The 13,185-nt window shown below is 55.3% G+C and carries 5 protein-coding genes and 3 pseudogenes; all 8 read right to left on the bottom strand.

From position 1 onward, the window contains the following. Nucleotides 1-10 precede the first annotated feature (10 nt). Nucleotides 11-2,671 (bottom strand): annotated as a pseudogene (locus tag B1722_RS29860) (RHS repeat-associated core domain-containing protein); the annotation flags it as partial. Nucleotides 2,672-2,698: 27 nt separating this feature from the next. Beyond that, a complete protein-coding gene (locus B1722_RS14600; RefSeq protein WP_086793117.1) occupies nt 2,699-3,208 on the bottom strand; it encodes a DUF2247 family protein in 510 nt (169 codons plus the stop codon). A 439-nt stretch (nt 3,209-3,647) separates the two neighbouring features. Further along, a pseudogene (locus B1722_RS14595) lies at nt 3,648-4,455 on the bottom strand (RHS repeat domain-containing protein); the annotation flags it as partial. A gap of 319 nt (nt 4,456-4,774) precedes the next feature. After that, the gene (locus B1722_RS14590) at nt 4,775-5,395 is read right to left on the bottom strand and encodes a hypothetical protein (protein WP_086793116.1); all 621 of its coding nucleotides are present in this window, start codon (nt 5,393-5,395) and stop codon (nt 4,775-4,777) included. Further along, entirely contained in the window at nt 5,392-10,209 is a 4,818-nt protein-coding gene (locus B1722_RS14585) for an RHS repeat-associated core domain-containing protein (RefSeq protein ID WP_256578852.1), read from the bottom strand. Before B1722_RS14585 ends, B1722_RS14590 begins: the two co-directional genes overlap by 4 nt. Continuing rightward, a complete protein-coding gene (locus B1722_RS14580; protein ID WP_086793115.1) occupies nt 10,206-10,949 on the bottom strand; it encodes a DUF4123 domain-containing protein in 744 nt (247 codons plus the stop codon). Before B1722_RS14580 ends, B1722_RS14585 begins: the two co-directional genes overlap by 4 nt. After that, entirely contained in the window at nt 10,939-12,981 is a 2,043-nt protein-coding gene (tssI, locus tag B1722_RS14575; RefSeq protein ID WP_041066322.1) for a type VI secretion system tip protein TssI/VgrG, read from the bottom strand. Before tssI ends, B1722_RS14580 begins: the two co-directional genes overlap by 11 nt. Before the next feature lie 131 nt (nt 12,982-13,112). Continuing rightward, a pseudogene (locus B1722_RS29045) lies at nt 13,113-13,185 on the bottom strand (type VI secretion system tube protein Hcp); the annotation flags it as partial.

Below are 13,185 nucleotides of genomic sequence, written 5' to 3'. Positions count from 1 at the left end.
TCTACTACTTCTACTCCGTTTTGAGGGTTTTTGTATATTTTCTTACTCTAAACAGTTTGCTAATTATAGGGTTGTTGCCGGCGAATTTTTCCACAGCATTATTTAAATTTGCTTTAGGCCAATTTGCAGAGTATTGAGCAGCTCGAGCTGCGCCTCCTGTCTCAGGTGCTTTTTGATCGCCCTCATTTACTTGTGGTTTTGTTGCAGCATCGTCAGCCCCCACTCCAGGCGTACAATTCTCGCCGCCAGGACAAGTGTTCAGACCAAGCGGATCCACCCACCCCGTAGGATTAGGCACGTACTGGTAGTTATTCAACCCGCCCGCAAGCTTGATCGGGTCCGGCGTCAAAAACCGCCCAGTCCCCGGATTGTAGTAGCGGTGCCGGTTGTAATGTAACCCTGTCTCAGCATCGAAATACTGACCTTGGAAGCGCAGCGGGTTATCGATCTCGCTGACGTCCAGCGCAGCGAGGTTACCGTAGGCGCGGTACCTGGCCGACCACATGATCTCGCCACTGTAGTCGGTGAGTTCCTGCGGCGTGCCGAGGTGATCGAGTTGGTAATAGAACGGTGTGGCCTTGCGCGGGCCTTCGCCGTCGAGCATCGCCAGTGGACGGAAGCTACCGGGCTCATAGATGTAGCTGCGGTAGCGGTTGTCGGCGCTTTCAGCAATCAGTCGTTCGCCTTGCCACAGGAACTCCGTGATCTGGCCGTCAACGGTCTTCTCGATACGGCGGCCGAAGGCGTCGTATTTGTAGGACGCGTTGCTGCCTCCGGGCAGGCTTACGCCGATCAGGCGATGCTGGCAGTCGTAGCGATATTCAGTGACGAGTTTCTGGCCGGTACCACGGCGTTCGCGGATCAGGTTGCCGTAGGCATCGTAGTCATAGTGGCGGTCGCCTTGCATCAGCAGGCGGTTGCCTTTGACGTTGGCGAGCTTGGCTGTGCCTTCGTTGTTCTGACCGAGCAGGTTGCCCGCCGGATCGTGGGCGAAGCTTTCCGGTGTAGCACCGCGCACGCTGATCAGGCGATCAAGCGGATCGTAGTGATAGCTGCGATTGCCCTTGCGGCTGTCGTCGATGCCGGCGAGGTTGCCGTTGGCGTCGTAGTTGTAGCGTCGCTGGAACAGGTTTTTATCACGCTGGCCGACTGTGTGTGCTTGCAGTCGGCCTTGTTCGTCGTACTGGTATTGGCTGAGCAGCAGGCCTTGCTGGCGCTGTTGTTCGCGACCGGCGCTGAACTGGTGAGCGGTGAGACGTGAGCCGTTGAGGTCGATGCTGCTCAGGCGTCCGCCGGACAGGTGGCGGTAGTCGAGTGTGCTGCCATCCGGTAGGCGACAATGGCTCAGCTGGCCGACGCTGTCGTACTCGTAGCGCAGGGTGCCCCAGCCTTGGTGTTCCTCGATGAGGCGGTCTTGCAGGTCGTACTTGTAGGCGAGCGGCCAGTGGCCGTCGTCGACGTTTACGAGGCGACCGAGGGCGTCGTAGCTGTAGTGAATCTCCTCGCCATCGGCGAGGGTTTTTACCAGCAGACGGCCAGCGGCGTCGCGTTGATACTCGGTAACGAGTTCGCTGCCGTCATCGCCGAATTCGGTTTTCTTCAGCAACTGGCCGTTGAGGTCGTATTCATAGGCCGTGCGGCGACCGTCGAAGCCGGTTTCCTGCTGGATCAGGCCGTTCGCGTAGTAATCGAGCTGGTAATGCTCGCCGCGCTCGTTTTCGATGTCGGTGAGCAACAGACGCGAGTTGTCGTAGCGGTAGCGCAGTTGGCTGCCGTCCGGGTTGATGCGGCGGCTGACCAGGTGCAGGTTGTCGGCGTATTCGTAGCGAGTGATGCGGCCGAGTTCGTCACGTTCGGCGGTGACGTTGCCATAGGCGTTGTAGGTGAAGGCACGTGTTGCACCGCCCGGCAGCGTGACTTGTGCCAGGCGGTTGGCCGCATCCCATTGGTAGTGGGTGATGGCGCCGGATTCTTCCTGGCGGGTAATCTGCCGACCCAGTGCGTCGTAGCGATATTTGCGTTGACCGCCGTCCGGCAGGCGTTCTTCCAGTAAGTGTCCGAGATTGTTCCAGCCGAGTTGATGGCGGCTGCCGTCGGGGTGGCGGATCTCCAGCAGGCGACCCTGGGCGTCGTAGCTGTATAGCGTGGCATTGCCATCCGGGTCGATTTGCTGGGTGATGTCGCCCTGACGGTTGCGTTGGTACTTCCAACTGGCTTTGCCGCGATGAACATCGCTGACGAAACCATTGATGTATTCATACGTGGTGGCTTCGTCTTCCGGCGGGATGACAGCAGTCATCAGTCCGTTGTCGTCGTACCGGTATTCGGTGACAGCACCCAAAGGATCCTTTTCCGCGATCATCTGACCTTTGTCGTTGTAGGCCTTCAGATGTTCGGCGCCGTCCGGGTCGATCTTGCTGATCAGTCGCGCCTGGTCGTCATGGGTGTAGACCTCTTCGCTGCCATCGGCGTTGGTTACCGTTACGCTGCCTTTATCGTCCCAGGCGTAGTGCGCTTCCATCTGCGAGAAGTTGGCCCAGTGACGGATGCAGCGAGACAGTTTGCCTTCGTTCTCCCACTCCCAGTAGAAGGCCGCGCCGCCTGCCAGTTGGCGCTCCAGAATCACGTGCTGATCGTTGTAGCGATAGCGCTCGGCTTCGCCGGCCGCGTTCTACATCTCGATCATAGATGCTGAGCATCAGTGTTGTTTGAGCTTGTTCTGAAAGTAATCTTCGTAATTGGATAATATTGTTTTCCAGTTTTCGTATAGTAGTTCCTCAGAGCCGACTGCACCTTCAGGTAATGGCATATATCTAACTATTGGTGCAATTTCTTCCGGGTAGTCAAGATCTGCATATAATTCTTCTATGCTTTCAAAGGGGTCTTTTGATAGGTCTTTATTTTCGTATAAATAAGAAAGGGTCAAATAAATCCAAGGTTTGATTGCTTCTTCTTCAGTTTCTACTTGATGCGAGTCTTTGTTGATGAGGGTTTGCAATAATTCTCGCAGTAATTGATGCTCTGTCGCGTTCAAAGTGGCGATTTCATAGGCCTCCGGAGGAGAGGTTTTTGTCAGTCCGTTGCAGATATAGTCAGAAATACCTTGCTCATTGATGAAGCCTTTTTTCAGGCCAACGTTTAGTTGAGACCAATTTAACCAAGGGGTTTTGGAAAATGTGTAGTTGCCGTTTAGGGGTAGTAGATTCATTTGTTTACTTTGGAAGCCTCGATGGTATTTGATTCGGGGTGCCGGTTATTCTTCCGTCAGGTATGAATCTTTGATGTGTTAATTCCATCTTTGAATTAACAATCCACTCAAAGATTCCGGGTTTGTTATTCATCGATCCCGGCATTTGTGTGAGGGTGTTATTTGTACCGTCACCTCCGCGGAGAGGAAATACTCTCCCTTTATCAGGTATTTGGTCAACTACGTAACTAGGCGCTCGGTGCATAGGATCGTCTTTTAAAGCGCTGCCGATGGGTTTAGCACTTTTAATTTCGTCGGCGGCATATCCCGCGCGAAGGCGCTCAAAGCGTGCCGCGTTGTAACCCGATTGATCCTGAGGTTTAGGTGAATTCGGAGTGCCTTCATCAATAGTGGCTGCGGTCGATGGGGTTTTCGCACCACCTGTGGATGAGGAATTATTATCGGGACAGACACTCAACCCCAACGGATCCACCCACCCCGTAGGGTTAGGCACGTACTGGTAACTGTTCAGCCCACCTGCAAGCTTAATCGGATCAGGCGTCAAAAACCGTCCAGTGCCCGGATTGTAGTAGCGGTGCCGGTTGTAATGTAACCCTGTCTCAGCGTCGAAATACTGACCTTGGAACCGCAGAGGGTTATCGATTTCACTGACATCCAGCGCTACCAGATTGCCGTACGCACGGTATTTCGCCGACCACATGATCTCACCGCTGTAGTCGGTGAGTTCTTGCGGTACCAAGGTGGTCGAGTTGGTAGTAAAACGGCGTGGCCTTGCGCGGGCCTTCACCATCGAGCATCGCCAGTGGGCGGAAGCTGCCAGGCTCATAGATGTAACTGCGGTAGCGGTTTTCTGCGTTTTCGGCGATCAGCCGCTCGCCTTGCCACAGGAATTCGGTGGTGTGACCGTCGACAGTTTTTTCGATGCGGCGGCCGAAGGCGTCGTATTAGTAGGACGCGGTGCTACCGCCCGGCAGGCTTACGCCGATGAGACGGTGCTGGCAGTCGTATCTGTATTCGGTGACGAGTTTCTGGCCGGTGCCACGGCGTTCGCGGATCAGATTGCCATAGGCGTCATAGTCGTAATGGCGGTCGCCTTGCATCAGCAGACGGTTGCCTTTGACGTTGGCGAGGTTGGCCGTGCCTTCATTGTTCTGACCCAGGAGGTTACTCGCCGGATCGTGGGCGAAGCTTTCCGGCGTAGCGCCGCGCACGCTGATCAGCCGATCAAGTGGGTCGTAGTGATAGCTGAGAAAAAAGGGGACGGATTTATTTTCTGAAAAGGGGGCTAAGAAAGGCTGTCTTCAAAAAAACTTTTGAATCAAAAAAAGGGGGGCAAGCCGGAAAATAAATCTGTCCCTTTTTTGCAAGCGAAATAAATCTGTAAACTTTTTTTGCCTGTTTTTGTCCTTTGATTTGTCTATAAAAATGCTATCCATCAGTTACGGTTCTTGTTGTGTGTGCTGCAACTATTTATACATTCAGGTTTTCGTGAGGATACCTCTGGTTGAAACTTTGTTCAAAAGCTCCTGAATAATCTCTTCCATATGGCCCCGGTCCGTTACTTTTCTATAATTTGTATACTCGATAGCCTGCGTCAAAGTCGCTTATCATATGAGAATTGCTAAAGTTAGTATCGAATACTCCCTGGATTTCAGGTTGGGAGCGATTTGCTTGTGAGTTCAATATTTCTACTGATTTCTGAAGTTCTTCGTATGTGGGTATATAGGTGTGGTTTGAAGCGCTGAAGTCGAGGGTTACTTTTTTTGGTGAAATTATTGCGAGGTTAATTAATAATTCAGGAGTTGAAAACGATCTTCCGCCGATGTCGTATATTTTATCTTTGTTCTCTAGTTTTGGGCCGTAAGACTCGTGCGTCAAGTAGCCATTTTCCTGGTTCAATAGGCGTATTAATTTTTCGTGACCTTTTATTTTTTCAAATGTGATAATAGCTTTCTTAATGACCAGGAATCCGTCCTCGTCCATCTTTTCTAGAAAATTTGGATTCTGGTTTTCTATTGAAGAAATTACTGGTTTGTCTATTAAGTTAAGTACAAAATTAAATAATTCGAGTCGAAATTTATCTTGAATATTTTCGTTCGGGGGTATATTTATATGTGAAATAACTCCGCCGGCATTATCGAAATCGATAGCGCCAAAGGATTCTGTAATGTCAACTGAGAAATTCATTTTGCTCTCTCGATTACAAACTGATCAAGTTGTTTTGATTCGATTTGGTTGCCGTCAATTGTTTTAAAGCCTTTTGGGTCGACTTTGGTTTGTGAAACTATTCTTAGCCCTAATTCATCTATTCTTTTTAGTGATTTCTTTATGTATTTGTTTGCGAATGCGCTGCCTGTAATAGTGATTTTTCCATTTTCGGATAATACCCTTAATATTTCTGGGTTTAAAGGGTCGTAGCCGTAAGGGTTATCCATGTTGATATGACTTTGTGATCCTGATTTTATACCCGACAAATCCGTTGCATTCCCAGCGTGTACTCCCGGAGCTTTAGGATCAATATCGATATTGTAATAACCCTCTATCGGATTTGTACCGGCACCAATGTTTAAAGAACCATCAGCTTCTGCGGGTTTGTCTAAATATCTGCCGCTACCCGGACACTGATTAAGCCCAAGAGGATCCACCCAGCCTGTGGGGTTTGAGACATACAGGTAATTATTCAACCCCCCAGCAAGCTTGATCGGATCCGGCGTCAAAAACCGTCCAGTCCCCGGATTGTAGTAGCGATGCCGGTTGTAGTGTAGGCCCGTCTCGGAATCGAAATACTGACCCTGGAAGCGCAGCGGGTTATCAATCTCGCTGACGTCCAGCGTAGCGAGGTTACCGTAGGCGCGGTACTTCGCTGACCACATGATCTCACCGCTGTAATCAGTGAGTTCCTGCGGTGTGCCGAGGTGATCGAGTTGGTAGTAAAACGGCGTGGCCTTACGTGGGCCTTCGCCATCGAGCATCGCCAGTGGGCGGAAGCTACCGGGTTCGTAGATGTAGCTGCGGTAGCGGTTTTCGGCGCTTTCCGCGATCAGTCGTTCGCCTTGCCACAGGAATTCCGTGGTCTGGCCGTCGACGGTTTTTTCGACACGGCGACCAAAGGCGTCGTATTTGTAGGACGCGGTGCTACCGCCCGGCAGGCTTACGCCGATCAGGCGGTGCTGGCAGTCGTAGCGGTATTCAGTGACGAGTTTCTGGCCGGCACCACGGCGTTCGCGTATCAGGTTGCCGTAGGTATCGTAGTCGTAATGGCGGTCGCCCTGCATCAGCAGGCGGTTGCCTTTGACGTTGGCCAGGTTCGCCGTGCCTTCATTGTTCTGACCGAGCAGGTTACCCGCCGGATCGTGAGCGAAGCTTTCCGGTGTGGCGCCGCGCACGCTGATAAGTCGGTCGAGTGGGTCGTAATGGTAGCTGCGATTGCCTTTGCGGCTGTCATCGATACCGGCTAGGTTGCCGTTGGCGTCGTAGTTGTAGCGACGCTGGAACAGGTTCTTGTCTCGCTGGCCGACTGTGTGCGCTTGCAGGCGACCCTGTTCGTCGTACTGGTATTGGCTGCGCAGCAGACCTTGTTGGCGTTGCTGTTCGCGACCGGCGCTGAACTGGTGGCTGGTCAGGCGGGAGCCGTTGAGGTCGATGCTGCTCAGGCGTCCGCCGGACAGGTGACGGTAGTCGAGTGTGCTGCCGTCAGGGAGACGGCAGTGACTCAGTTGGCCAACGCTGTCGTATTCGTAACGCGTGGTGCCCCAGCCTTGGTGTTCAGTGATCAGGCGATCTTGCACATCGTATTCGTAGGCGAGCGGCCAATGGCCGTCGTCGACGTTTATCAGACGGCCCAGTGCGTCGTAGCTGTAGTGAACCTCTTCGCCATCGGCAAGTGTCTTGACCAGCAAACGGCCAGCGGCATCGCGTTGGTATTCGGTAACGAGTTCGCTGCCGTCATCACCGTACTCGGTTTTCTTGACCAACTGGCTGTTGAGGTCGTACTCGTAGGCAGTGCGACGACCGTCGAAGCCGGTTTCCTGTTGGATCAGGCCGTTCGAGTAGTAATCGAGCTGATAGCGCTCACCGCGTTCGTTCTCGATCTCGGTGAGGTTGAGTTGCGAGTTGTCGTAGCGGTAGCGCAGTTGGCTGCCGTCCGGATTGATGCGGCGGCTGACCAGGTGTAGGTTGTCGGCGTATTCGTAGCGGGTGATACGGCCTAGCTCGTCGCGTTCGGCGGTGACCCGGCCATACGGGTTGTAGGTGAATGCGCGAGTGGCTCCGCCTGGCAGGGTGACTTGGATCAGGCGATCGACGGCGTCCCATTGATATTGAGTAATCGCGCCGAACTCGTCCTGACGGGTGATTTGCCGGCCAAGTGCATCATAGCGGTACTTACGCTGACCGCCGTCCGGCAGGCGTTCTTCCAGCAATTGGCCGAGGTTGTTCCAGCCCAGTTGATGGCGGCTGCCATCGGGGTGACGGATTTCCAGCAGTCGGCCCTGACGGTCATAGCTGTAGTAGGTTTCGTTGCCGTCCGGGTCGGTTTGTTGGGTGATATCACCCTGGCGATTACGCTCATATTTCCAGCGCGCTTTGCCGCGCTGTACATCAATGAGTTGACCGTTGAAGTAGTTGTAACGGGTCGGTACACCTTCTGGCGGGATGACGGCGATTAAGCGCCCAGCTTCGCTGTACTGATACTCAGTGATCGCGCCCATTGGATCTTTTACGGCGACCAGCCTTCCCTGATCGTCGTAGGCATTTTGCGTTTCGCCGCCATCGGGCGCGGTCTCGCTGACCAAGCGTGCATTTTCGTCATGCACATAGACCAGCTCACTGCCATCGGCGTTGTAGACGGTCACCGAGCCTTTGTCGTCCCACTCGTACCGCGCTTCCATTTGCGCGTAATTGGCCCAGTGGCGGACGCAACGGGAATGTTTGCCTTCACGTTCCCATTCCCAGAAGAAGCTGGCGCCGCCGGCCATTTGCCGTTCGAGGATGACGTGCTGATCGTTGTACCGGTAGTGCTCGGTTTCACCGGCTGCATTTGTGGAAGAAACAAGTTGATTGCGTGCGTTGTACCGGTAGGTGACGAGCGTCTGAATCGTCAGCCATGGATCCTGGCGCTCACCACGCTCGTTGTATTCCGGGCGCTGTTGCTGCTGATCGACGGCCACAATGTGTCGGTCGTCGTAACGCAGTAACAGGGCACGGCCTGCGCCGTTATCGATACGCTGGATGCGGTCAACGAAGTCGTAACTGATGTGCAATCGATTTTCGTAAGCGTCGCTGATGGTAGTCAGGCGGCCAGCTCGGAAATGGTAGAAGCGAGTTTTGGGGCCGGCCTGGGTAAGAACCAACTCTCCGGGAGTGTCCCCCAGGAAGATCGCTGCCTGGGCAAGGCTGTTGGTGATGGCCGGACGCTGCTCGGTCGGCATCGGGAAACGGGTCTGGCGGTTCTCATTGTCGGTCCAAAGCACGCCTTCATTGTCTACCAGCAGGTGATGAGAGAGTGAATGGCTCCAGCCATGGCCGAGGCGGCTGTCGATTTCCACCGCACTGCTGCGATAAAGGCGAGTCCACTCGAATGGCAGTAGACCACCCAGTTCGCCATCAGTCAGCGTGAGCAATTCTTCACCGGTCACCATCGACACGGGTTCGCCGTTGGAGCAGGTTTTGTCGACGCATTGCGCAGGTTCGTCAGCCGGGTTTTTCGACTGTTTGGGCGCGTTATCGACGGGTTCTACCTGTTCGACACGCGAAGCCGGCTCATCTTTTTTACGGGCCTGAATCTGCGCATCGGATTCCACTTTTCCACCGCTCACCGGTGGCTTGTTCTTCGGCGCTGTGGCGGTTTCGGCAGGTTTAGGCGACGCAATCTGAACATCTGCCTTGCGTGCCGGATTGAACTTCGAATCACCATTAAGCAATAACGGCTTCGACGCCTCGGTATGCGGCGTCGCTTTGGACTTGCTGACCTTCATCAGCATGCCGGTAAAGTCTTCAATCAGTTTTATGACCTTACCGCTGCTCTGTACACCTTTGATTGCTTTTGTACCGATACGCACGGCCAGGCCCAGACCACCCGTCAGAACCACACCGACCAGAATGTTCAGCAAAAATTCTGTGCTCATCTGCGCCAGCACTTCTGTGCAGGTCTGTGGCGGCAGCATTCTTATCCACGCCACGATGGCAGCGACGTAGATCCACATCAGCGGTTCGTCGCTGGCGATCAGCAGGGCCGTGTGGATGGCCTCTGACGAGGCGTCATAAATCTTCTTGATCTGTTCTTCAGTGAAGAAATTTTTCAGTTTTTCGTAATTTTCGCGGGGGTGTGCAACGAGGTCGTAGAGGCTTTTGATGTCGCCCCACAAACCCATGATTGCTTTGAGAAAACCTTCCCACGCTGCTTCCAGCTCTTGCAGGGCGCGGCCGCCTAGTGACGCATCGGTATGCGCTTGCCACAGCGGCAGGAAACTGGTGCTCCACTCGGTTTGCAGCCATCCGCCCAATTCACCAATCACTCCCTGATAGGAGTTGAACAGGCTGTCGATCTGGGCAGGCGTGGGATTTGGAAAGAATGTGATCTTGTACTGCTGATTCGGAGTAAGTCCGGATACTTCCAGAATCCCCGTCGAGTCGATGGTTTTGTTGATGGTCGGACCGACTTCGTTCTTGCCAATAAAGCGGCCATCTACCACTGGCGTCAGGCGTACCGGCGTATTACCGATAGGGACAAAGCGTGCGGATTCGAAGCTATGCACCAGTACCAGCTTGCCGTTGGCCGGGCAGTTGGCATAAAGGGTATTTTCCTTTTTGCTGTCCTTGTCTGCCGTGCCGACTTCGTCCCCGACCTTGAACTGCTGCTCGGCATCCAGAATGCCGCCATACCAGGCTTCGGCGTGTTCACGGTAATCTTTCAGGCACTTCTTGAAGTCGGCGATGATCGCCTGAGCATCAGGTTGCTTTGCTGTGAGGCCGCCAACGATCCCACCCATCAAAACGCTCATACAACCACCTCACTTTCCAGATGGGCTTTCAGCAGCCCGGCAAAATTTTCTTCCGTGAGCGGCGTGCGTTTTACAAAGCGTGCCACTTTTTGTTTCAGGTTCGATTCGGGGAACGAGAAGTACAGATCGGCATGTTCATCCAGCAACCACTGCATCATGTTGCCAATAATCGTCGACGGATTCTCGGCCATCAGACCATCCAACAACTCCTTCGGCACCTCCCACCACGGCCAATCCTTCACCTTCGGCAACACCCGCGTCCCGACCTCCAGCGTTTGCCCATTAATCAGATACCGTTCAAACATCGGCATTACTTCCCCAGACTTCTCCCCAAGCCCCTTCAGAATCGGATAGATATGCCGCCCATCCCAAAACCGGAAAAACACCTCAGTCCCGTCCGGCATCTTCACCTGTGTCAGGCTGCGCAGGTGCTCGAACACGTCGTTCGGTTCGGCGCGTGAGACGGCCAGCCAGCCCCAGTCGAGGGCGTCGGTTTCGGCGATCCAGGGCAGGAATGCCGAGTTCGGTTTGAGTTCGGTGACGTAGGGCATCACCGGTTGCCAGGTGGAGTAGGGCGTGCCGCCCCAGATTGGCAGGAGTTGGGCGGTGGGTTCGGTCAGGTACAGGGTTTTCAGTGCGTCGGCATCGCTCGCTGCGCTGATGATCAAGTACAAACGCTCGCCAATCTGCAGCGGCTGTTGCGCCAGCCAGTCCTTGGGTGTCAGTCGATCAGATGGCACAGGCACCTGCCTTGCATTTTTCGCATTCTTCGCAGAACGGCGCGTTGCGTTTGAGGGTGTTGATCTGGGCCGGGGTCAGGACCTGGCCGGCCTTGTCGGCGTCGGCCTGTTTCAGCACGCCGGGCATCAACGGGGCGGCGCCGGTGCCGCTGCCGGGGCTGCCGCCGGAGTTGATGTTGATCGTCGGGCCGCTCATGGTCACGCCGCCGGCGTCGATCTTGATGAAGCTGCCGCCGCCGACCAGGGTCAGCTCGGCGCCGGCTTCGAGCACGACTTTCATGCCGCTGCTCAGGTGGATTTCCTGGCCTGCATCAATGAACTGGCCGGTGCCGATCTTGATGTGCTGGTTGACGCCAACGGTCAGGTGGTCGTTGGCGCGGGCTTCGACTTTTCGATCTGCGTAGACGGTGTGGTGTTCTTCGGCCTTGAATTCCGTGTAGCTGTTCTGCTCGACGGTGTCGTGGCGTTCGTTGCCGACGCGGATCTTCTGGTCGTGCTCGATGTTCTCGTCCCAGTCGCGCTGGGCGTGCAGGTAGATCTGCTCCTGACCTTTCTTGTCTTCGATGCGCAGTTCGTTGTAGCCGCCGCCACCCATGGAACTCAGGGTCTTGAAGGTGCTGCGGGTCTTGTTTGCCGGCAGATCGTACGGGACGGTGTTTTCCTTGTGGTACAGGCAGCCGCTGATCAGCGGTTGATCGGGATCGCCCTCAAGGAAGGTGACCAGCACTTCCATGCCGATGCGCGGGATGGCGATGCCGCCGTACTGGGCGCCGGCCCAGGCGCTGGAAACACGCAACCAGCAACTGGTCTTATCGTCGGCCTGACCTTCGCGGTCCCAGTGGAACTGGACTTTGACCCGGCCGTACTCGTCGCAGTGAATCTCTTCACCTTTGGGGCCGGTGACCACGGCGCTCTGGCTGCCGAGGATGCGCGGTTTCGGGTGGCGTAGGGGCGGGCGGTTCGGCACGTCCCACGGGGTCGCCTGGAAGCGGTTGCGATAGCCCTGATGGAAATCGTCTTTCAGTGCGGTGGTGTCGCTGGTCACCGACTCTTCGAGCACTTGCGGCTGTTTGCCTTCGTGCAGGACTTCGGTCAGCAGCCACAGGTCATTCCATTTGGCTTTCGGGTGCTCGGTCAGGGCGAGGAAATGACCGCTGACCAGCAACGGCTGGTCGCTCTTGCCTTCGGCGAGCTGGAAGTCGCTGCGGTGGCGTTCGAGGGCGCGTTTGGCCAGGTGTTTGCCGCGCTCGCGGTCGATGAACCGGCCCGGGTAGTCGTAGTCTTCGAGGTCGGGCAGGGCGTCGCCGCGGTTCTCGCTTTCCAGGGTCAGGCGCGGTTTTTCGAAGTCGTAATCGCGGCGCGTGGTGCGGCTGGTGCGGGTTTCCAGGCGCAGGTCGAAACGTTTGATCACCGGATTGCTGGCGACCATGCCGGAGTCTTGCTGGTAGGCCACAGGCTGGAGTTTCGGGAACACCGTCTGGTCATCGCCGAACACCAGCTTGTGCGCCGTGGCGCTGTGCTGGAAGTGGTAGTGGATACCTTCTTCCTCGCACAGGCGCTGGATGAAGTGCAGGTCCGATTCATCGTATTGCACGCAGTAGATGCGCTCAGGATAGATCGAACCGGTCTTGAATTCGTAGGCGTTGCTCTGGATGCCGTGCTCTTCGAGAACCATGCCGATGATTTTCGGCACTGTGAGGTTCTGGAAGATGCGTTGGTTGACGCGATGCGCCAGGTACGACAGTTGCGGGCGCAGGGTTACCGAATAGCGCGTCAGGCGCTTGCCTGAGTCACCTTGCGCGGCGCGGTAGATCTGGCCATGAATGCCGCTGCCATCGGGCGACAGCTGCAGGAAGGCCGGTTTGTGCAGCAGGGTTTCGAGGTCCAGCGACGGCTGCTCACTGACCAGCTCCACCTCAAAGACAAAAGGCTGGCTGATGGCTTCCCGGCCGGTCAGGGTGAATACCTGAAAATCGGCGGAGAGCCCTTCGATGGTCAGGGCAAAGTGGGTTTCATTGGCCGGCGCGAACATCCCTTGTTCCTCGTGCTGTACAGCGGCGTTCGTCGACTACCGCCAGGCGGTTCAACGCACGCGAAATTCTGGAGGGGCGTAAACAACATCGACCAGCAGTGCTGGTCGATGCTTGTAACGATCAGCCGTAATTAAACGACTGGAGCACGCCAGTCATCGGAACCCGAAGTACCGGATACTTCGTGGGTCCAGGTGATTTTGCGG

It is taken from the genome of Pseudomonas sp. SCPG-7 (assembly GCF_002156405.1).
GTDB lineage: Bacteria > Pseudomonadota > Gammaproteobacteria > Pseudomonadales > Pseudomonadaceae > Aquipseudomonas > Aquipseudomonas parakoreensis.
This window is presented reverse-complemented; position numbering and strand designations above follow the sequence as displayed.